At 61.6% G+C, this 20709-nt stretch carries 17 protein-coding genes; 7 read left to right on the top strand and 10 right to left on the bottom strand.

The genetic code is table 11. From position 1 onward, the window contains the following. Positions 1-48: 48 nt before the first annotated feature. Genes miaA through AAEZ05_RS17925 form a run of 5 tightly spaced genes read right to left on the bottom strand, consistent with a single transcriptional unit; the run spans position 49 to position 6312 of the window. Complete coding sequence (gene miaA / locus AAEZ05_RS17945; protein WP_350648316.1) at positions 49-1020, bottom strand: tRNA (adenosine(37)-N6)-dimethylallyltransferase MiaA; 972 nt, start codon at positions 1018-1020, stop codon at positions 49-51. Further along, complete coding sequence (mutL, locus tag AAEZ05_RS17940) at positions 1020-2930, bottom strand: DNA mismatch repair endonuclease MutL (protein WP_045061839.1); 1911 nt, start codon at positions 2928-2930, stop codon at positions 1020-1022. Before mutL ends, miaA begins: the two co-directional genes overlap by 1 nt. Next, positions 2927-4354, bottom strand: coding sequence for an N-acetylmuramoyl-L-alanine amidase (locus AAEZ05_RS17935; RefSeq protein WP_045061840.1), 1428 nt, complete (start codon positions 4352-4354; stop codon positions 2927-2929). Before AAEZ05_RS17935 ends, mutL begins: the two co-directional genes overlap by 4 nt. Next, complete coding sequence (gene tsaE, locus AAEZ05_RS17930; RefSeq protein WP_045061841.1) at positions 4355-4825, bottom strand: tRNA (adenosine(37)-N6)-threonylcarbamoyltransferase complex ATPase subunit type 1 TsaE; 471 nt, start codon at positions 4823-4825, stop codon at positions 4355-4357. Beyond that, on the bottom strand, positions 4813-6312 hold the full coding sequence (locus AAEZ05_RS17925; protein ID WP_045061842.1) for an NAD(P)H-hydrate dehydratase: 1500 nt from the start codon (positions 6310-6312) through the stop codon (positions 4813-4815). Before AAEZ05_RS17925 ends, tsaE begins: the two co-directional genes overlap by 13 nt. 63 nt (positions 6313-6375) lie before the next feature. Here AAEZ05_RS17925 and queG point away from each other — a divergent pair, with 63 nt between their 5' ends. Then, positions 6376-7440, top strand: coding sequence for a tRNA epoxyqueuosine(34) reductase QueG (gene queG / locus AAEZ05_RS17920; protein ID WP_350648302.1), 1065 nt, complete (start codon positions 6376-6378; stop codon positions 7438-7440). Between the two features lie 89 nt (positions 7441-7529). On the opposite strand, the gene AAEZ05_RS17915 is transcribed toward queG, so the two are convergent. After that, positions 7530-8141 (bottom strand): trimeric intracellular cation channel family protein, encoded by a 612-nt coding sequence (locus tag AAEZ05_RS17915; RefSeq protein ID WP_045061844.1) that lies wholly within the window; start codon positions 8139-8141, stop codon positions 7530-7532. Between the two features lie 173 nt (positions 8142-8314). After that, positions 8315-8857 (bottom strand): oligoribonuclease, encoded by a 543-nt coding sequence (gene orn / locus AAEZ05_RS17910; protein ID WP_045061845.1) that lies wholly within the window; start codon positions 8855-8857, stop codon positions 8315-8317. 107 nt (positions 8858-8964) lie between these two features. On the opposite strand from orn, the gene rsgA reads away from it, so the two are divergent. Then, positions 8965-9996: a small ribosomal subunit biogenesis GTPase RsgA gene (gene rsgA / locus AAEZ05_RS17905; protein WP_045061846.1), complete on the top strand. Its 1032-nt coding sequence runs from the start codon at positions 8965-8967 to the stop codon at positions 9994-9996. Positions 9997-10106: 110 nt separating this feature from the next. Here the strand turns inward: rsgA and motB are convergent, their stop codons facing one another. Together motB and motA are read right to left on the bottom strand one after the other, a co-directional pair. Next, on the bottom strand, positions 10107-11132 hold the full coding sequence (gene motB / locus AAEZ05_RS17900) for a flagellar motor protein MotB (protein WP_205892011.1): 1026 nt from the start codon (positions 11130-11132) through the stop codon (positions 10107-10109). Between the two features lie 3 nt (positions 11133-11135). Beyond that, complete coding sequence (gene motA / locus AAEZ05_RS17895) at positions 11136-11987, bottom strand: flagellar motor stator protein MotA (RefSeq protein WP_045061849.1); 852 nt, start codon at positions 11985-11987, stop codon at positions 11136-11138. Positions 11988-12153: 166 nt separating this feature from the next. Here motA and AAEZ05_RS17890 point away from each other — a divergent pair, with 166 nt between their 5' ends. The 4 genes from AAEZ05_RS17890 to AAEZ05_RS17875 all read left to right on the top strand — a co-directional run bounded on the left by AAEZ05_RS17890 (position 12154) and on the right by AAEZ05_RS17875 (position 17390). Beyond that, positions 12154-13692: an HDOD domain-containing protein gene (locus tag AAEZ05_RS17890; protein ID WP_045061850.1), complete on the top strand. Its 1539-nt coding sequence runs from the start codon at positions 12154-12156 to the stop codon at positions 13690-13692. Between the two features lie 42 nt (positions 13693-13734). After that, complete coding sequence (gene rhdA / locus AAEZ05_RS17885; RefSeq protein WP_350648299.1) at positions 13735-14550, top strand: thiosulfate sulfurtransferase; 816 nt, start codon at positions 13735-13737, stop codon at positions 14548-14550. A gap of 18 nt (positions 14551-14568) precedes the next feature. Further along, entirely contained in the window at positions 14569-15429 is an 861-nt protein-coding gene (gene asd / locus AAEZ05_RS17880) for an archaetidylserine decarboxylase (protein ID WP_045061852.1), read from the top strand. A gap of 182 nt (positions 15430-15611) precedes the next feature. After that, the gene (locus AAEZ05_RS17875; RefSeq protein WP_205892013.1) at positions 15612-17390 is read left to right on the top strand and encodes a cyclic-di-GMP receptor FimW-related protein; all 1779 of its coding nucleotides are present in this window, start codon (positions 15612-15614) and stop codon (positions 17388-17390) included. Between the two features lie 170 nt (positions 17391-17560). On the opposite strand, the gene serB is transcribed toward AAEZ05_RS17875, so the two are convergent. Then, positions 17561-18775: a phosphoserine phosphatase SerB gene (gene serB, locus AAEZ05_RS17870; protein WP_045061854.1), complete on the bottom strand. Its 1215-nt coding sequence runs from the start codon at positions 18773-18775 to the stop codon at positions 17561-17563. A gap of 135 nt (positions 18776-18910) precedes the next feature. Between serB and AAEZ05_RS17865 the strand changes: the two genes are divergently transcribed. After that, entirely contained in the window at positions 18911-20431 is a 1521-nt protein-coding gene (locus AAEZ05_RS17865; RefSeq protein WP_045061855.1) for an AhpA/YtjB family protein, read from the top strand. Positions 20432-20709: the final 278 nt, after the last annotated feature.

Genomic DNA, 20709 nt, shown 5'->3' with positions numbered 1-20709 from the left:
TGGCTTGTGGCCGTCACACCCCCAAGGATAGACGGCAATTGCAAGGACTCAGCTCAATATGGAGATGGTCCCCAGGTATTTCAAGGCGCGCGGCAGATTGTCGCAATCCAGGCTGTCCAACCAATGTAAGTCAGCCCAGCTGCGCAGCCAGGTGAACTGACGCTTTGCCAACTGGCGCGTAGCAATAATTCCACGCTCCTGCATCTCGGCTTGCGTCAGCTTGCCATCCAGGTAGTCCCAGACTTGTCGGTAGCCTACTGCACGTATAGAGGGCAACCCGGCATGCAGGTCACTTCGTTTACGCAGGGCTACGACCTCGTCAATGAATCCCTGTTCCAACATTAATGTGAATCTTTGTTTAATTCGCTCGTGCAGTACTTGGCGATTCGCCGGGGCAATGGCCAAGTTCGCGACAGTATAGGGCAATTGTTGCCGACCCGAAGCGGCTGCTTCAGTACTTTGCGCAGATTGTTGCAAGCGTAGCGCAGTCATGCTCTGACCGCTCACCCGGTAAACTTCCAAGGCTCGACTAAGGCGCTGGGGATCGTTCGGATGAATACGTGCTGCGGATTCCGGGTCGATGACCGCCAACTGGTCGTGCAGGGCTTGCCAACCCAGGCGCGCAGCCTCTTCCTCGATCTGCGCACGAACGTCGGCGTCGGCCGCGGGCATGTCTGCCAGGCCTTCCAGCAAAGCCTTGTAATAGAGCATTGTGCCGCCCACCAGCAGCGGTATTTTGCCGCGGGCGGTGATCTCGGCCATGGCCTCCAGCGCGTCACAGCGGAAATCGGCGGCTGAATAGCTCTGCGCCGGATCGAGAATATCGATCAGGCGGTGCGGGTATTCGGCCAGCAGCTCCCTGGAAGGCTTCGCAGTGCCGATATCCATGCCGCGGTAGACCAGCGCCGAATCAACGCTGATCAGCTCACACGGCAGCACTTTGCTGAGTTCGATGGCCAGGTCGGTCTTGCCGGCGGCGGTCGGCCCCATGAGGAAAATCGCAGGAGGGAGCTGGTTCATCAGCGACCGCGCAAGAACAGTTTGTCCAGATCGTCCAGGCCCAGTTGGGTCCAGGTCGGTCGGCCATGATTGCATTGACCGCTGCGCTCGGTGTTTTCCATGTCACGCAGCAGACCGTTCATTTCCGGCAATGCCAGGCGCCGGTTGGCGCGGATGGCGCCATGGCAGGCCATGGTGCCGAGCAATTCATTCAAATGAGCCTGGATGCGGTCACTGGTGCCGTATTCCATCAGGTCCGCCAACACGTCACCGACCAGGCGATTGGCCTCGGCCTGCTTGAGCAGTGCCGGTATCTGCCGGATGGCCAGTGTTTCCGGGCCCAGGCGCTGCAACTCAAACCCCAGGCGCTGGAACCAGGCCTGGTGTTCCTCGGCGCAATCGGCTTCGCGCTGGCTGACCGCCAGGGACTCTGGCACCAACAGCGGCTGGCCACTCAAGCCTTCGCTGGCCATGGCAATTTTGAGGCGCTCGTACATGATCCGCTCGTGGGCGGCGTGCATGTCGACCAGCACCAGCCCCTGGGCGTTTTCCGAGAGGATGTAGATGCCCTTGAGCTGCGCCAGGGCGTAGCCCAGCGGCGGAATGTCTTCTTGTCCGGCAGGCAGCGCGGCTGCGTTGGCTTCGGGCAGCGGGGCAAAGAACTCACGGTAGGCCGCCTGCGCTTCAGCTGTCGGCACTGTGGACTGTGGCCGTGGCGAGTATTGATACTGGTAGCCGGCACCCGCGCCCGAACCCGCCGGCGTATTGAACGTCGGCTGGGCCTGGGGTTGCTCCAGCAGCGCGTTGGCCGCCAGGCGCATTTCACCCTGCGGGCCGAACTCGCCGGCATCGATGCCGGTGGGGCGCACGATCGCCGTGGCGACAGGCGCTGCCAGATGATCGTCCGGACGCACATCGCCCAGGGCGCGGTGCAGCGTGCCATAAAGAAAATCGTGAACCATGCGCCCATCGCGAAAGCGCACTTCGTGTTTGGTCGGGTGCACGTTGACGTCAACGCCCGCCGGATCGACCTCGAAGAACAGCACGAAGGTCGGGTGCCGGCCATTGAACAGTACGTCGCGATAAGCCTGGCGCACGGCGTGAGCCACCAGCTTGTCGCGCACCGCACGGCCGTTCACGAAGAAATACTGCAGGTCGGCCTGGCTGCGGTTGAAGGTCGGCAAACCCACCCAACCCCACAGATGCAAGCCGTTGCGCTCGATTTCGATCGGCAGGGCCTGCTCGAGGAAACCCGCACCACAGATTGCCGCCACGCGCCGGGCGCGGGCCGCATCATCGTGCGCCTCATGCAGGCTGAGGATAGTCTTGCCGTTGTGGCGCAGGTGGAATGCCACGTCGAAGCGGGCCAGCGCCAGGCGCTTGATCACTTCCTGCAGGTGATCGAATTCGGTTTTTTCGGTCTTGAGAAACTTGCGTCGCGCCGGCGTATTGAAAAACAGGTCGCGAACTTCCACCGAGGTGCCCACCGGGTGAGCAGCCGGTTGCACGCGGGGCGCCATGTCCCGGCCTTCGGTCTCGACCTGCCAGGCCTGATCGGCGTCGCGGGTGCGCGAGGTCAGGGTCAGGCGCGCCACGGAACTGATCGACGCCAATGCCTCGCCACGAAACCCAAGGCTCATGACCTGTTCGAGGTCTTCCAGGTTACGGATCTTGCTGGTGGCGTGGCGGGCCAGGGCCAGCGGCAGGTCATCCGCCGAGATTCCACGGCCATCGTCACGCACTCGCAGCAGTTTAATGCCGCCCAGCTCGACATCGACGTCAATGCGCCTGGCGCCGGAGTCGAGGCTGTTCTCCAGCAACTCCTTGATCACCGAAGCCGGGCGCTCGACCACCTCGCCGGCAGCAATCTGGTTCGCCAGGCGCGGGCTGAGCAGTTCGATACGAGCATCGTTGCCGACGACTGCACTCATTCCTTGGCCGCCAGTTCGGTGCCAGGAATGGTCAGGTGTTGCCCGGCCTTGAGGTCGTCACTTTTCAGGTTGTTCGCGCTGCGCAAAGTGGCCGGGGACACCTGGTAGCGCACGGCAATCATCGCCAGTGTCTCGCCAGGGTTAACCCGGTGATCACGCGGCCCCTGGGCGATCCCACCGGAATCACGCAACCAGGCGATGTAGGTGCCTGGCGGCGGGTTCTGCTGGAAGAATTGGCGTACGCCGCTGCTGATGGAGCGGGCCAGCGCCTGCTGGTGACTCGCCGCGGCGAGTTTCGAAGCTTCGTTGGCATTGGAGATAAACCCGGTTTCCACCAGGATCGACGGGATATCCGGGGACTTGAGCACCATGAACCCGGCCTGCTCCACTCGTTGTTTGTGCAGCGGAGTGACGCGACCGATGTTGCTCAGGACTTTCTGGCCGACGTTCAGGCTGGAGGTCAGGGAGGCGGTCATCGACAGGTCGAGCAGTACGCCAGCGAGCATGCGGTCCTTGTCATCGAGGCTGACATTGCCAGCGCCCCCGATCAGGTCGGAACGGTTTTCGCTATCAGCCAGCCAACGGGCTGTCTCCGAAGTGGCACCGCGATCAGACAGGGCAAACACCGAAGCGCCGAATGCCGCCGCCGATGGGGCCGCGTCGGCATGGATCGAGACGAACAGGTCGGCGCCTTTCTTGCGGGCAATTTCGGTTCGGCCGCGCAGCGGGATGAAGTAGTCACCGGTGCGTGTCAGTTCGGCGCGGAAGCCTTTCATGCCATTGACCTGACGCTGCAGCTCCCGGGCGATGGCCAGTACCACGTCTTTTTCACGTTGGCCGCGGGAGCCCGAGGCGCCCGGGTCTTCGCCACCGTGCCCGGCATCGATGACCACGATGATTTCCCGCTTGCCAGCCGGGGCTGGCGGCAACTTGACCGGCGGATCGATTGGCGTGACCGGTACCGGCGCCACCTTGGCGACGTTGGTCGGCGCGGGAATAGGCGCGGCATCGGCAGCGTCGTCGAACAGGTCGACCACCAGGCGATTGCCGTACTGGGCGTTCGGCGCCAGGGTAAAGCTCTTGGGAGTCACGGCCTTCTTCAGGTCGATGACCACCCGCAGGTCGGTCGGCGTACGCTGGGCCGAGCGCATGGCGGTGATCGGCGTATTCGCCGAATTGACACTCAATGGTGCACCAAGGGACGCGCCATTGATGTCAATGACCAGTCGATCCGGCGCTGTCAACGTGAAGACACTGTGTTGCACTGGCCCAGACAGGTCGAACACCAGCCTTGTGTTGTCCGGCGCTCGCCACAAGCGAACGCTGTTGACCTTCGATTCGGCCACAGCGTTGACGGTTACCGCCAAAAGCAAAAATCCTACGGCAGCTACCATCGCGCGAAAGCGCATACCTGACCCCATCATTTAATTGAATTCCAATGCCAAAGCGGCACACCAGGACTCGCCACGCGAGCCTTGGGACAAAATTTTCAGCGAACGGCCGCTGTGTTGCGGGCTAATGGTAATGGTCAGGTCGGGCTTTGGCAAAAAGCCTGCACCCTTTTCGGGCCATTCAATAAGACACAACGCGTCATCTTCGAAATAATCCCGTATCCCCAGGTACTCCAGCTCTTCCGGATCGACCAGCCTGTAGAGGTCGAAATGGAAAGCCCGGACCTCGCCGATCTCGTAAGGCTCCACCAAAGTGAAGGTCGGACTTTTTACCGCGCCAACATGCCCCAGCCCCCGAATGATTCCCCGTGACAGCGTGGTCTTGCCTGCCCCCAGATCGCCCTCGAGAAAAATCAGACCATGCCCGCCAGTGGTTCGTGCAATGCGCTCGCCAAATGCGCTCATCGCTTCTTCATCAGCCAGGTACAGGTTTACTTCAGACACGGTGCTTGCTCCTCCAACAACTGACGAATGGCCGGGATCAGATCACTGGCCGCCAGCCCACGGCCCGATTTACCTTCTTGCGCACCAGCATTGGCATGCAGCCATACACCCAGGCAGGCCGCGTCGTACGCGTCCATGCCCTGGGCCAGCAACGCACCGACCAATCCTGCCAGTACATCGCCCAAGCCGGCGGTAGCCATCGCCGGATGGCCTTGATGACACAGCGCCAGGCGGCCATCCGGGCTGGCGATCAAGCTGCCGGCGCCTTTGAGAACGACGACAGCTGTATATTTTTTGCTCAACGCGCGGGCAGCAGCTGGGCGGTCCGCCTGGACCTCGGCCGTCGACATGCCCAGCAAGCGCGCGGCCTCCCCCGGGTGCGGAGTAATGATGCAGCCTTTGGGCAAGCTGACGTGCGCCTCGGACAGCAGGTTCAGTGCATCGGCGTCCCAGACTTGCGGCAGCGGTGCGTTGGCAGCGGCCGACAACAGGCTGCGTCCCCAGGCGTCGCGACCCAAGCCTGGGCCGACGACCAGCACAGAGACCTTTTCCAGTATCCCCATCAGCTGGTTCGCGGAGGAAGTTCCCAGCACCATGGCTTCTGGAATCCTGGCCAAAGCGGCGGGCACGTGTTCGCTACGAGTCGCCACGGAGACCATGCCCGCACCACTGCGCAGGGCGCTTTGCGCACTCAGGAGAATAGCGCCGCCGAAGCCCCGATCACCGCCGATAAGCAACACATGGCCAAATTTACCTTTATGTGACGCCGGCGCCCTGGGTGCCAGGCGAGGCAGATTGCCAGTGCCCAGGCGACGAGCGCTGACAGGCGCCCGCCCCAGCAGCTGCGGATCCGCCTGCAGATCGTTGAATACCAACGCTCCTACTTGATCCGCCGCATCGCCGGTGAATAGCCCCAGTTTCAGGCCAATGAACGTCACCGTCAGGTCGGCACGCACGGCGCAGCCAAGGATGCGCCCGGTATCGGCACACAGGCCTGAAGGAATATCCACTGCGACCACTGGCAGGTCGCTGCAATTGATGGCGGCGATTGCACTGGCATAGGGTTCACGTACTTCGCCGCTCAGCCCGGTGCCCAGCAAGGCGTCCAGCACGATGCCACGCAAGCACGACTGCGCATCCCAGGCCTCAATGACGACCTGTTCGGCAACGGCTTCGGCATAAGCCCGCGCCGCATCACCCTGCAGGCGCTGGGGGTCAGCAACAGCCAGCACTCGCACCGACCATCCCGCGCGCCGGGCTAGCACGGCAACCAGATAGCCGTCACCGGCATTGTTACCATGCCCCGCCAGCACGCTCAGTTCGTTCGCCGCCGGCCATTGGCGCACCAGCGCGCGCCAGGTTGCCCGCGCCGCGCGCTGCATCAATTCGAAGCCTGGCGTGCCTGCCGCAATCAGGCTCGCATCAAGCCCACGGACTTGCGCGGCGCTGTACAGCGCGTCGGGTAATTCATCTTTAGTGTGCGGCATGCGTCTTCGGGCTCCGATGTCTGGCAGAATTATACGCACCTCAGCTCCGGTTTCTCTCGCCTCATGCCCGCTATTACTACAGACCTGCCCGCCCTCGCCCAATCCATCAAGGACTGGGGCCGCGAGCTGGGCTTTCAGCAAGTCGGCATCAGCGGCCTCGACCTGGCCGAGCATGAGCAGCACCTGGAGCGCTGGCTGGCAGCCGGCTACCACGGCGAAATGGAATACATGGGCGCCCACGGCAGTAAACGCTCGCACCCGGAACAGCTGGTACCCGGCACCCTTCGAGTGGTTTCCCTGCGCATGGACTACCTGCCGGGTGAAACCGAGATGGCCAAGCGCCTGGCACAACCTGAAAAAGCTTATGTCTCGCGCTATGCGTTGGGCCGCGATTACCACAAATTGATCCGTAAACGTGTGCAACAGCTGGCAGAAAAAATTCAGGCGGTCATTGGCCCCTTCGGCTATCGCGCTTTCGTCGACAGCGCTCCGGTGCTCGAGAAAGCGATCGCCGAAAAGGCCGGCCTAGGCTGGATTGGCAAGAACACCCTGGTGTTGAACCGCAAAGCCGGCAGCTACTTCTTTCTCAGCGAGCTGTTCGTCGACCTGCCGCTGCCGGAAGACCCGCCCCACGCCACCGAGCATTGCGGCCGCTGCACCGCTTGCCTGGACATCTGCCCTACCAATGCCTTCGTGGGTCCCTATGTGCTGGATGCCCGCCGCTGCATTTCCTACCTGACCATCGAACTCAAAAGCGCGATTCCCGAAGAACTCCGGCCGCTGATCGGCAATCGGGTGTTCGGCTGCGACGACTGCCAGATGGTCTGTCCATGGAACCGTTTTGCCCGACCATCGGGCGAAAGCGATTTCAAGCCGCGGCACAATCTGGACAACGCTGAACTGGCCGAGCTGTTCATGTGGGATGAAGAAAAATTTCTCGGCAGCACTGAAGGCTCGCCGCTACGCCGGGCGGGTTATGAGCGTTGGCTGCGCAATCTGGCGGTGGGGCTGGGGAATGCACCGTCGAGTATTCCGGTACTGGAGGCGTTGAAGGCTCGGCGCGAGTATCCGTCGGAGCTGGTGCGCGAACATGTTGAATGGGCCCTGAAACAACACGGACTTACGTAGGAGCTGCCGCAGGCTGCGATCTTTTGATCTAAAAAAATCAAAGTCAAAAGATCGCAGCCTGCGGCTGCTCCTACAGGGACCGTGCGATGTCAGGCTTCGTCGTTATAGACGAACTTGGGCATTTCCCAGTGGAATCGAATCGCCAGCAAACGCAGCAGGAACCCGCCAAACAACGTCACCAGGATGGCCTGCTCGCCGGGCATTTGCAGGTAAATGCACAACATGTAGCACCAGGCTGCGGCGAACGAGACGCTGGCGTATAGCTCGCGGCGGAAGATCAGCGGTATATCGTTGCAGAAGATGTCCCGCAGGATGCCGCCGAACACGCCGGTGATCACTCCGCTGACAGAAGCCACCAACATGCCATGGCCCATTTCCAGGGCGGTCATGCAGCCGATCAGGGTGAAAGCCACCAGACCCACGGCGTCCAGCACCAGGAACAATGAGCGCAAGTGGCGCATCCAGCGTGCCGCAAAGATGGTGAACATGGCTGCGAACGAGGTCAGTACCAGGTATTCCGGGTGTTTGACCCAGGTCAGCGGGTAATGCCCCAGCAGCACATCGCGCACCGATCCACCGCCCAGGGCCGTGACGCAGGCGATCAGCACCACGCCAAACCAGTCCATGCCGCGACGCCCGGCAGACAGGGCGCCGGTCATGGCTTCGGCGGTGATGGCGATCAGGTAGAGCATCAGCAACATGGTGGCGGTCCTTGCAGGAAGGCGCGCAGTCTACTCACTTCGCCGAGGCACCAAAAGAGGGCAAGTGCGGTGCAATCCCCCTTAGGAGCCGCCGCAGGCTGCGATTTTTTGACTTTTCAAGATCAACAGATCGCAGCCTTCGGCAGCTCTTACACAGGGGACGTAGTCCGCAATCAGAACTTGATGAAGTGCTTGCGATAATGCTGCAGCTCGGCGATGGATTCGCGGATGTCATCCAGGGCCAGATGGGTGCTGCCCTTCTGGAAGCTGTCACGCACCTCGGGCGCCCAGCGCGCGGCCAGTTCCTTGAGCGTCGACACGTCGAGGTTGCGGTAGTGGAAATAGCTTTCCAGGGATTTCATGTGCGTATAGAGGAAGCGACGGTCCTGACAGATGCTGTTCCCACAGATCGGCGACTTGCCCTTGGGCACCCACTTCTCCAGGAAGGCAATGGTCTCGGCTTCGGCTTCAGCCATACTGATGCGGCTGTCGCGAACCCGTTGAGTCAAGCCTGAGCCGCCATGCTGACGGGTATTCCACTCATCCATGCCGGCGAGAATTTCATCGCTGTGGTGGATAGCGATCACCGGACCTTCGGCCAAGGTGTTCAAATCACTGTCGGTGACGATGGTGGCCATCTCGATGATGACGTCGGTATCAGGGTTCAGACCGGTCATTTCCAGGTCGATCCAGATCAAATTCTGCGGGTTTTGCATGTGTCGGCTCCTAGGCAATGCTGCGCAGTTTAGCTTAGAGAGGTGGCTGGGCGTGCTAAACTCGCGGCCGTTTTAACTAATCGCTGCATTCTTGATACGGAACACCCATGGCCAAACGCCAACTCAATCGTCGTCAAAACTGGCGCATCGAAAAGATTCAGGGCGAGCGCGCTGCCCGCGCCGCCAAACGCGAGTCCTCGGCTGTCGAGGCACTCGAAGGTGGCGACCTGGGCCCGGAACAGACCGGCCTGGTGATCGCGCACTTCGGTGTACAGGTCGAAGTCGAGGCGCTCGATGGCGATTTGGCCGGCCAGGTATTCCGCTGCCACTTGCGGGCCAACTTGCCTGCGCTGGTAACCGGTGATCGGGTCGTCTGGCGTGCCGGCAACCAGGGCATCGGCGTAATCGTCGCGCAATTGCCGCGCAACACCGAGCTCTGTCGCCCGGACAGCCGTGGCCAGCTCAAGCCGGTGGCGGCCAACGTCGACATGATCGTGATTGTCTTCGCTCCGCTGCCCGAGCCTCACGCCAACCTGATCGACCGTTACCTGGTCGCCGCCGAGCATGCGGGTATTCGCCCGCTGCTGCTGCTCAACAAGTTCGACCTGATCGACGAGCAGAATGCCCCGGCGCTGAATGCCCTGCTGGCGGTCTACCGCACCCTGGGTTATCCGGTGCTGGAAGTCTCTGCGCACCACGGCAATGGCATGGAGCAGCTTCAGCAACAGCTCGATGGGCGCATCAGCGTGTTCGTCGGCCAGTCCGGCGTCGGTAAGTCCTCGCTGGTCAACAGCCTGCTGCCGGAAGTCGACACCCGTGTCGGCCCGCTGTCCGAGCTCTCCGGCCAGGGTACTCACACCACCACCACCGCGCGCCTGTTCCACTTCCCCGGCGGCGGTGAGCTGATCGACTCCCCGGGCATCCGTGAATTCGGCCTGGGCCACGTAAGCCGTGCCGATGTCGAGGCCGGCTTCATCGAGTTCAACGACCTGATCGGCACCTGCCGCTTCCGCGACTGCAAACACGACCGCGAACCGGGTTGTGCCCTGCTCAAGGCCCTGGAAGATGGCCGCGTGCAGCAGCAACGGATGAACAGCTACCGCTCGATCATCGCCAGTCTGCCGGAAAGCACCTACTAAACAGCTGCCCTGCCCCCTCGATACCGAGGGGGTGGGCTCGCTGCTGCCTGCCTGAAACCTGAAACCTGAAACCATTAGACGTCAGATGTTTCTGCAGGGCTTGCCCACGCCTATTGCGCCGGCCCGCCCGGTTTCGGCGCCGCATCCTCGAACAGATTCAACCGCTCGCGAATCTCATGCGCCGGTATCGGCTGCTGGTCGGCCGGCAAGGCATCTGGATCAACCGGAGTGGCCGGGACTTCCCCCGGCGCGCCCTGCCCCTGGGGCAGCGCCCCCGAAGGATCAGCACCTTGCGCCCCTTCAATGGCTTCCTGGGCCTTTTTGGTCAAGACCACTATGTCGATACGGCGATTGACCGGATTGACCGGGTTGACCCGGTCAAACAAGGCCGAAGATGCATAACCGACCACCCGCGCCACCTGCGATTCAGGATAACTGCCCGCTACCAGTGCACGTCGTGCGGCGTTGGCGCGGTTGGCCGAGAGTTCCCAGTTACCAAACTCGCCGCTGCCGGTGTACGGCGTGGCATCGGTGTGGCCACTGATGCTGATCTTGTTCGGTACCGCCTTGATGGTATCGGCCATGGCCAGCAGGATGTCTTCGAAGTAAGGCTTGAGCCGGGCGCTGCCCGAGTCGAACATCGGCCGGTTTTCCGCGTCCATGATCTGGATACGCAAGCCGTTCGGGGTGATCTCGAACAGGATCTGGTCCTTGAATTTCTGCAGCTGCGGGTTCTCGTCGACCTTGTTCTGCAACTCTTGCAGCAACAGTTCCAGGCGCTCTTTCTCGACCTGTTCGGCCATGCCTTCGACCTGTTCGGTATCAATGGTCACCTTGTCCGGCTGCGGCTGGGACTTGACCTCAGGATTGAGCGTGTTCTCCGGCGCCAGGGTCGGCGAGCCGCCCAGATCAATGATGTAGGGCGTGCCACTTTCGGAGAACCCGATAGGGTCCTTGAAGTAGCCGGCGATGGCGATCTTCTGCTCAGGCGTTGCCGTGGACATCAGCCACAACACCAGGAAGAACGCCATCATCGCCGTCGCGAAGTCGGCGAAGGCGATTTTCCAGGCGCCGCCGTGATGCCCGCCGGCTATGCGCTTGACGCGCTTGATGATTATCGGCTGGTTGTTTTCCATGACTCAGCGTCCGCGAACCGCTTGTTCCAGCTCGGAGAAGCTTGGACGGTGCGCCGGGTAAAGGACCTTGCGCCCGAACTCCACCGCCAGCGACGGCGGCATGCCGGAGGCCGAGGCGACCAGCGAAGCCTTGATGGCTTCGTAGACGTTCAACTCTTCCTTGGCATCGTGGGCCAGGGAAGTGGCCAGCGGGCCGAAGAAACCGTAGGCCGCGAGGATACCGAAGAAGGTCCCCACCAGTGCCGCGCCGACGTGCATGCCGATCGCTTTCTGGTCGCCTTCACCCAGGGAAGCCATGGTCACCACGATACCCAGTACCGCAGCCACGATACCGAAACCCGGCATGGCGTCGGCGATGCCGTTGACTGCGTGGGATGGGTGCTCGAGGTCTTCCTTGAGGCTGTAGAGCTCCATGTCGAACAGGCCTTCAAGCTCATGGGGAGCCATGTTCCCGGAGGACATGATGCGCAGGTAATCACAGATGAAAGCGGTCATGCGCTCATCTTTGAGCACAGTCGGGTACTTGGCGAAGATCGGGCTCGCCGCCGCATCTTCGATGTCGCCTTCGATGGCCATCATGCCTTCACGGCGGCTCTTGTTGAGGATTTCGAAGATCAGGCCCAGCACTTCGAGGTAGAAGGCGTGACTGAAACGCGATCCGAACATGCTCAGGGATTTCTTGAGCACGTGCATCGTCATGTAGCCGGGATTGGCCTGCAGGAAGGCGCCGAGCGCCGCACCGCCGATGATCATTACCTCGAAAGGCTGGATCAGGGCGGCAATTTTTCCGTGGGATAGCACGTATCCGCCGAGCACGCTCGCGAATACGACAATGATGCCGATTATTTTAGCCATAGGTAGGAGAGCACTTACTGAGTCGGGTTCAAGGTCATATTCGGAAGTTAAACAATCTCTTCTTCTACTTATCGGCAAAACTGCGCCAGACTATAGCCCGTTCAGGCGAAAAGCCACTTTGGCTCATTCAGCGCGCAGGTAATGCAGACGATGATCACGTCCATCCATGGCTAATGAAACGAACGTTCCAACCCCAAAACCAACGACGCTCGAAGGCTGGATCAAGCTTCTCGACAGCGTCCGGCTGCCCGTACCGCAGGCCAGCCATGACCGGGTATGCCAGGCGATTCGCAACAGCCGCAGCTCACTGCGTGACATCGCCGAACTGATCCAGGGCAGCCCGGCCCTGGCGCTGAGCGTGATTCGTGAAGCCAATCGGCAGGTGCGCAGCGGCCTTGGCGAACCGGCGGAAAACCTGGAAGTGGCGATCAATCGTCTCGGCCTCAAACGCACTGAAGAACTGCTCGCCCGCCTGCCGACGCTGCCCCAGATGCAAATCCCCGCGACCTTGCGCCAGTTGCAGCTGATCAGCCAGCACGCGACCCAGCAGGCCAACGGCTTTTTCGCCAGCCGCCTGGCCCGGCTCTGGCAGGACATCCATTGGGGTAGCCTGCTGTTTCTGTCACCACTATGGCCGATGGCGCTGATCTACCCGCAGTTGCTCGAAGAGTGGGAACGGCGCGTGATTCACAGAGGTGAATCCGCACGCAAGGTCGAACAACAGTTGTTCGGCTTGCGTTTGCTGGACATTTGCCAGGCCCTGGTCGATCTGTGGCGCCTGCCGATCTGGGTGCAGCAGGGTTACCGCCTGTTGCTCAAGGAACAGCGCGAACTGGTCAAGGTGCTGCGCATTGCCCGCGACAGCGACCACCCGTTGCGCCAGCAGAATCGCCTGGATGACGACCCGACCCTGCGTCGCTGGCTCAATCAACCTGCCAACACCGTACTACTGGCCAATGGCCTGGCGCTGTCGGCACAACAAGCCTGGGACAGCCCCCACAGCAGACGCTGGCAGCACCTGACCAGCCTGTACCTGCAAGTTTCGATGGACGAGGTACAGCAGCAATTGCACCAGCAGGCTGCCAACAGCGCCCGCTACCATGCCATGCCGGACCTCTGGCACCCGGCGGTCTCACTGATCTGGCCCTGGGACACCCCGCGCCAGCAGGCAGGCTCGCAGCCGACCCCGCCACCGACTGCGCAAGACCTGGCCAAGTGGCGCAAGGTGTGTGCCGAGTTGCTGGTGGAGCCGAGCCGCTTTGCCAATGCGATGCACCTGACCACGTCCGCCAGGGATGCCCTGGTTGCCTGCGGCATGCGCCGGGTGCTGATCCTGATGGCTGATCGCACTCACGCCAATTTACGCGTGCATCAGAGCGCCGGACTGCCCAAGGACGCCGCCAGCCTGAATTTGCTGGTCAGCCAGAGCACCGTGCTGCAACGCCTGCTCGCCCAGCAGGCCCAGGTGCGCCTAACCCCGGAAAATAACGCACAATTTTCCGCATTGCTCCCGGCCAGCCTGCGCACGCTGTTTGGCGGCGAGCATTTGCTGCTGCGTTCACTGGTCAATAATGGCCGGGTGATCATGCTGGTGGTGGCGGACCAGGGTGGTGGACCGTTCTCGGATATCACCGTACAAGCCTTCGGCAAAACCGCGCAGTGCATCGAGAAGGCGCTGCACAGCTTTAGCCACCGTGGCCAATGAGGCTGCGTTACAATCCCCCTTTTTGTGCTCTGGAGACCTCACATGTCTGACTTCTCTGGCTTGGCGCTGGTCATCGAACCCGGCGACCTGCTCGCCCGTCTCGACGCGTGCAATCTGATCCTGGTGGACCTCACCAGCAGTGCCCGCTACGCCCAAGGGCATATTCCTGGCGCGCGCTTTGTCGACCCCAAGCGCACGCAACTCGGCCAGCTACCCGCTCCGGGCCTGATCCCGCCACTCGCTGCACTTGAAGCGCTGTTCGGCGAACTGGGCCACCACAAGGATGCGGTGTACGTGGTGTATGACGACGAAGGCGGCGGCTGGGCCGGACGCTTCATCTGGCTGCTCGACGTCATCGGCCACAAGCACTACCACTATCTGGATGGCGGCCTGCTTTCCTGGCTGGCGGATGGCCTGCCGGTCTCGACCGAGGTCCCGGCTTCGGCGGGAGGCCCGGTAAGCCTGACCTTGCACGACGAACCCACGGCCACCCGAGAGTACCTGCAAAGCCGGATTGGCGCCGCCGACCTGGCCATTTGGGACGCGCGCGCCCCGCAGGAGTATTCCGGCGAGAAGGTCCTGGCTGCCAAGGCCGGACACATTCCCGGAGCGATCAATTTTGAATGGACCGCCGGCATGGATCAGGCGCGCAACCTGCGCATCCGTACAGACATGCCGCAAATCCTGGAACAACTGGGGATAACCCCGGACAAAGAAGTTATTACTCACTGCCAGACACACCATCGCTCTGGCTTCACTTATCTGGTGGCCAAGGCGCTCGGTTATCCGCGGGTCAAGGGTTACGCCGGCTCCTGGGGCGAATGGGGCAACCATCCCGACACCCCCGTAGAGATCTAAGGTTTTTAAGGACAGTTAATGAACAAGCGTCTGTTTATCCTCAGCCAATACCTGCTGCCTCATCACTTGCTCTCGCGACTGGCCGGCTGCATTGCCGAATGCCGTGTGCGCTGGTTCAAGAATGCCTTCACCGCCTGGTTCGCCAAGCGCTACCAGGTGGACATGTCCCAGGCGCTGGTCGAAGACCTGACTGCCTATGAACATTTCAATGCGTTCTTCACCCGCGCCTTGAAAGAGGGCGCGCGCCCTCTGGACGAAACGCCGGGGGCGATCCTGAGCCCGGCCGATGGCGCAGTCAGCCAGCTTGGCCCGATCGAGCATGGTCGCGTTTTCCAGGCCAAGGGCCACAGTTTCAGCGTGCTGGAATTGCTCGGTGGCGATGCGGCCAACGCTGCACCGTTCATGGGCGGCGACTTCGCCACCATCTACCTGTCGCCGAAAGACTATCACCGCGTGCATATGCCCCTGGCCGGCACCTTGCGTGAGATGGTCTATATCCCGGGCCGCATTTTCTCCGTCAACCAGACGACTGCTGAAAACGTGCCGGAGCTGTTCGCTCGCAACGAGCGCGTCGCATGCATTTTCGACACCGAGCGCGGGCCGATGGCCGTTGTGCTGGTCGGGGCAATGATTGTTGCCTCGATCGAAACCGTCTGGGCAGGCCTGGTCACTCCGCCCAAGCGTGAACTGAAAACCTTCCGCTACGACGAAGCCGCCCGTGCGCCGATCCACCTGGAAAAAGGGGCGGAATTGGGGCGCTTCAAGCTGGGTTCGACCGCCGTGGTGCTGTTCGGCCCGGACCAGGTGAAATGGGCTGAAGGCCTCGGTGCGCTGTCGCCAGTGCAGATGGGTCAAGCGCTGGGCTTGCCGAAGGCCTGATAACCGGCCTGTCCCGGTAGGAACTGCCGCAGGCTGCGATCTTTTGATGTTAGAAACAAAGTCAAAAGATCGCAGCCTTCGGCAGCTCCTACCAGGGGCGGCGTTGTTTTTGTTACCCGGGATCAAAAGATCACCGCCTGCGGCAGCGCCTATACGGCCTGATTCCTGCTATCGTTTTGGCCATGAATGAGACCACCCCACTCCAGCTGTTACGTGCACCGCTTCCTCAACAGACTCGCCTGTCGTTCTGTGAGCCAACCCCGCGCGATCTCAAGCGCTGGATCGCCAACCTGCCCAAGGCTAACATTGGCGAAACTGCCCGCTTGCTCTATCAGGGCCTGGGCGAACTCAACCAGTTGCTCACTCCCAGTGACAATCGCCTGCAATTGCTCGAGTTGTTGCGACCAGAGGTGTACTACGTCTGCAAACACCTGGAGCGGCACTTCCTGCATCAGGCGATTGTGCTGGACGAGCGCTCGCGCAAGATCGCCAACCTATGCCAGGCATTGCAAAGTCACCTGGCGATTGGCTACAAGCAGATCGTCCTGCGCGTGTCACCGCGCTTCAGCAAGGATCGCGCCCCGCTCTTGACTCAAGCGCTGCAACGGGCGATCCATTGCCTCAACGGGCCGTTGATGCGCGCGACGCAGCTGTATTGCCCGGCGCCGGAAGGCGTCTGGGTGGAGCTGCATCAACTCTACCGAATCGCCTGCTCGCACCAGCTCCAGCGCCAGAATGTGCGCGACGAATTGGCCAGCCAGACGCAAAACCTCAGCATTGAGCAGACCTATATCACGGCGCTGCTGATGGGTGCTGCACGCTGCAATCAACTGCGGCAGAACCAGATTGCCCGTCTCGCCGAAGTGCTGGAGTCATGGAGCTCGCTGATACGCCTGAATCCGGGCCAATCGGTCGAAGGGCTGTTCGCCGTCGCACCAATGCTCGATACCGCTCCGCGCTACCGCTCCAAATTCAGGAGCGAACAGCAGGACGATTTGCTGGCCATTGACACCACCCCGCTGGTGGCGGCCATCGACGCTCATCTACACAAGACCGACTCGGCCCAACCTCTGCTGGTGCCGACGGGTTTGAGCCTGGATACCTTGCAACACCTGAGTGCCGCCTGGGGGCAGACCGCCGAGCGCAGTTTTCAACGCACGGCAAGCCAGGGCCAACTGACCCTGTGCGTCGGCATGAGCGCCCTGCATTTCTATCTGGGTGGCCAGCGCTCGTTCAGTGAGCTGCTGAAAAACCACGGCGGCCGACAGGCGAAATTTTCTGCGCTGTCGTCGGCGACCAAGGGCCAGGACCAATGGAGCCACGCCTTCGACGTGGCGCCGGAGGGCAACACCCACGACCTGCTGCCCTACGAAGAAATCGAATACCCCCAGCTGCAAAACGATGATGGCAATGACACGGCCGACAGCAATCGGCATTTTCCGACTTATGTGTTGCCAGTGGTCAACCACAGCCCGGGAGGCTATTGCCTGGCGTGGCCCGGCGAAGTACCGGCCGAGCTTCAGGCGGGTGAGATGGTCGGCATCGAGGATGTCGCGGGCCAGGGCTGGAGTATCGCGGTGGTGCGCTGGATTCGCCAGGTTCGTGGCGGCGGCACACAAATGGGCATCGAACAGGTTGCACCCTACGCAGAGCCCTGTGGCCTGCAGCTGGTGCGCACCCATGATGATCACAGCCACTACCTGCGCGGCCTGTTATTGCCCGCGATCAGCGCGGTAGACCTGCCCGCCACACTATTGGCCCCGCGCCTGCCCTTTCAGGAAGGGCAAAAGGTGATGATCAACACCAACGGCGAGGAACATCGGGCAGGGCTGGATCGACGGGTGGCGAGTACCAACAGTTTTAATCAGTTCGCTTACCGGTCGTTGGAGGGTGCCAAAAACGACAACGCCGCGGGTGGCGGCGTCGAGGAAGACTTTGATTCTTTGTGGAAGTCGCTTTGAGGTCAGGCATGAAAAATGTAGTGCGGCCATCGCGGGCAAGCCTTGCACCCACAGGTCAGTGATTTTGTAAGATTTTGGTGTGGTCATCGCGGGCAACCTTTGCTCCCAGGTCGGTGATTCTGTGGGAGCAAGGCTTGCCCGCGATGAGGCCTGATCAGGCGGCTAAAGTCTCAGAGCTGCCCATCACGATCCCGAAAGCCCAGCAGATACAGCACACCATCCAGCCCAAGGGTCGAAATCGCCTGCTTCGCCGACTGCTTGACCAGAGGTTTGGCACGGAACGCCACGCCCAACCCGGCGATCGCCAGCATCGGCAAATCGTTGGCGCCGTCGCCCACGGCAATCGTCTGCTCCAGACGCAGGCCTTCCTTGTGCGCCAGCTCCCGCAACAGGTCCGCCTTGCGCTGCGCATCGACAATTGGCTCGACCGCCACGCCAGTCACCTTGCCGTCGACCACTTCCAGTTCATTGGCAAATACGTAGTCGATGCCCAGTTTTGCTTGCAATTGCTTGGCGAAGTAAGTGAAGCCGCCTGACAGGATCGCTGTCTTGTAGCCCAGGCGCTTGAGTTCGGCGAACAGGGTTTCGGCGCCTTCGGTCAGGCGCAGCGAGGCGCCGATCGAATCCAGCACGCTGACGTCCAGCCCCTGCAGCAAGGCAAGGCGCTCCTTGAAACTCGCGCGGAAATCCAGCTCGCCGGCCATCGCCCGCTCGGTGATCGCAGAAACCTGCTCGCCCACACCCGCGGCCTTGGCCAGTTCATCAATGACTTCGGCTTCAATCAGCGTGGAGTCCATGTCGAACACCGCCAGGCGGCGGTTGCGGCGGAACAGCGAATCTTCCTGGAAAGCGATATCGACGTTGAGGTCCTGCGCCACGCTGAGGAACTCGGCCCGCAGCGCCTGCGGGTCGGCCGCTTCGCCACGCACAGAAAACTCGATACAGCCCTTGCCCTTGTCGGCCGGCGTATCCAGCGGCATGCGTCCCGACAAGCGATCGATATGATCGATATTCAGCCCATACTTGGCCGTGATCGAGCTGACGGCCTGCAATTGCTCGGCAGTCACCTTGCGGGTCAACAGGGTAACGATGTGGCGTTTTTTCCCCTGGTTGCCGACCCACTGCTGGTAATCCTCTTCGGAAACCGGCGTGAAACGGACCTGTTGATCGAGCTTGTAGGCCGTGAACAGAATGTCCTTGAGGACGGACTTGCCTTGCTCGGTGTCGGGAATCTCAACCAGGATGCCGAACGACAGGGTGTCGTGGATCACCGCCTGGCCGATGTCGAGAATGTTCACACCACCCTGGGCCAGAACGCCGGTAATGGCCGCAGTCAGACCCGGACGGTCGACTCCCGTGATGTTTATCAGGACGATTTCGCGCAAGGCGCACCCCCGCAAGTGGAAAAAAACCGCATTCTACCCACATTCAGTGACCATCGGGCACCGTGAGCGCTTTGCCGGTCTGGGGCCTGTCGCTATACTGCGCGTCAACTTCACGGACAAAAGAGCCGAGCTCAAGTGAACCGGCCCACGCCAGTAAAAACCGATAACTTCTTTCTGCTGATCTTCCGGGCACTGCGCCATCGCCGTGTACCGATTGCATTACGCATTGCCAGCCATAACGTGATCCTGGTCGCCCTGGCCCTGGTCATCTACGCCTGCGTGATGGGATTGCAGTTCAAGCAGGCCATGCACGAGCAAGCGGATGCGCTGGGTGAAAGCCTGACCACGCAAACCGCCACCTCCGCCACTGAGTTGCTGGTGTCCAATGACATCCTCAGCCTGAATGTGCTGCTCAACAACCTGACCAAGAACAAGCTGGTGGCTCACGCTGCCATCTATAGCGTGGATAACCGCATCCTCGCCGAAGCCGGGCAGCGCCCCAAGCACAGCCTGCTGGGCGAAGCCGAGGGCATGTACCAGAGCAAGATCACTTTCCAGGACGTGACGGCCGGGCAACTGCGCATCAGCCTGGACATGGATCAGTTCCAGCAGCCGATGACCATCAGCCTGCAGAGCATGGGGATTCTCAGTGCCATTCTGCTAGCCTTATCCCTCGCGCTGAGCCTGCGCCTGGGTCGGCACATCTCCACGCCGCTGCTGCAACTGCGCGTGTGGCTGCGCAACATCGACGAATACACCCCGGCCACCGAGCGTCAGGACGAGATCGGCGACCTGGCGCGTCAGCTGCACGCCAACTTCGCCCCGGAGCCCGTTGAACCCGAGCCGGACCCGGAGCCTGAGTACGAAGAGACAGAAGACGAAGACGAGCCTTCTTTCGAGGTGCGCAACCTGCGTGACCCGAGTTTCGACGAAACCAGGCCGGTGGCCGGCTTGAAGCCCGCGCCTCGGCAGATTGTCAGCACTGTCGAAGATGACGACGACGAAGACCCGTTCGCCGACCTGCGTGACGAGGCAGTGGCCAGCGCGCCCAAGCCCGTGGTTAAAGCGCCCGTTTCCAACGTGCCTCAACACAGCGCGGTGCTGGCCGTGCAACTCGGTGCCCAGGATCAACTGCGCCGCCTGCCCCGTACTCGCCTCGAGGAGTTGCTCAAGCGTTATCGCGACTGCCTCGACCAGGCCGCCTCGCTCTACCAGAGCGAGCTGCACACCCTGAACGACGGCAGCACCCTGATGCTGTTCCACACTGAAGACAGCGGCGAAGACTACCTGACCAATGCGATCTGCTGTGGCGAGTTGCTGCGCGCACTGGGTCATCAGTTGCAGATCGAAGTGGCCGACTCGGGCATTACCCTGCAACTGCAGCTGGGCCTGACCTTGGGTGACGAGCTGTTCGGTCTGAGCCAGATTGACCTGCTGCTGACCGAATCGGCTCAGGACGCCCTGGCCTTGTCTCAACACAGCCGCAACCTGCTGCTGGTGGAACGCAAGGTCGGCGACGACGTGCTGATCCGCCAGCGCGCGCGGATCCGCCCGATCGCCAGCCCTGAAGGCGCATGCTGCGTGGAGCGTTTGATGGAGCCGTATCCATCAATGCTGGAGCGGCAACTGGCGCGGATGCATGAGCGCCGGGCTTAAGCCCTGATGTGAAAAAGCCCGCAGACAAGCGATTGTCTGCGGGCTTTTTTGTTGCCCCTGCTGGCGCCATCGCGGGCAAGCCCGCTCCCACAGGGGTTCTGGGTCCACACATTTTCTGTGGACACTGCGGGTCACCGCAGGAGCAGGCTTGCCCGCGAACTGCCCCCAACAGGGTTCTGGGTCTACACATTTCCTGAGGACACCACAGGTCACTGTGGGAGCGGGCTTGCCCGCGAAGAGGCCCCCACAGGCAACATCGATCTCCCAAGACAGACAAA

Origin of the sequence: Pseudomonas sp. HY13-MNA-CIBAN-0226, from assembly GCF_040310305.1 — a bacterium.
GTDB lineage: Bacteria > Pseudomonadota > Gammaproteobacteria > Pseudomonadales > Pseudomonadaceae > Aquipseudomonas > Aquipseudomonas gregormendelii.
Note: the sequence above shows the minus strand (reverse complement) of the source record. Positions and strands in the feature narration are given on the sequence as shown.

Bases quoted from the DNA above. Each gene is read 5' to 3' on its own strand.
- AAEZ05_RS17935 (WP_045061840.1), bottom strand. From the start codon at position 4,354: ATGATGGGGTCAGGTATGCGCTTTCGCGCGATGGTAGCTGCCGTAGGA.
- AAEZ05_RS17915 (WP_045061844.1), bottom strand. From the start codon at position 8,141: ATGTTGCTGATGCTCTACCTGATCGCCATCACCGCCGAAGCCATGACC.
- motB (WP_205892011.1), bottom strand. From the start codon at position 11,132: ATGGAAAACAACCAGCCGATAATCATCAAGCGCGTCAAGCGCATAGCC.
- AAEZ05_RS17925 (WP_045061842.1), bottom strand. From the start codon at position 6,312: ATGCCGCACACTAAAGATGAATTACCCGACGCGCTGTACAGCGCCGCG.
- AAEZ05_RS17875 (WP_205892013.1), top strand. From the start codon at position 15,612: ATGAATGAGACCACCCCACTCCAGCTGTTACGTGCACCGCTTCCTCAA.
- rsgA (WP_045061846.1), top strand. From the start codon at position 8,965: ATGGCCAAACGCCAACTCAATCGTCGTCAAAACTGGCGCATCGAAAAG.
- motA (WP_045061849.1), bottom strand. From the start codon at position 11,987: ATGGCTAAAATAATCGGCATCATTGTCGTATTCGCGAGCGTGCTCGGC.
- mutL (WP_045061839.1), bottom strand. From the start codon at position 2,930: ATGAGTGCAGTCGTCGGCAACGATGCTCGTATCGAACTGCTCAGCCCG.
- rhdA (WP_350648299.1), top strand. From the start codon at position 13,735: ATGTCTGACTTCTCTGGCTTGGCGCTGGTCATCGAACCCGGCGACCTG.
- miaA (WP_350648316.1), bottom strand. From the start codon at position 1,020: ATGAACCAGCTCCCTCCTGCGATTTTCCTCATGGGGCCGACCGCCGCC.
- asd (WP_045061852.1), top strand. From the start codon at position 14,569: ATGAACAAGCGTCTGTTTATCCTCAGCCAATACCTGCTGCCTCATCAC.
- orn (WP_045061845.1), bottom strand. From the start codon at position 8,857: ATGCAAAACCCGCAGAATTTGATCTGGATCGACCTGGAAATGACCGGT.
- queG (WP_350648302.1), top strand. From the start codon at position 6,376: ATGCCCGCTATTACTACAGACCTGCCCGCCCTCGCCCAATCCATCAAG.
- AAEZ05_RS17890 (WP_045061850.1), top strand. From the start codon at position 12,154: ATGGCTAATGAAACGAACGTTCCAACCCCAAAACCAACGACGCTCGAA.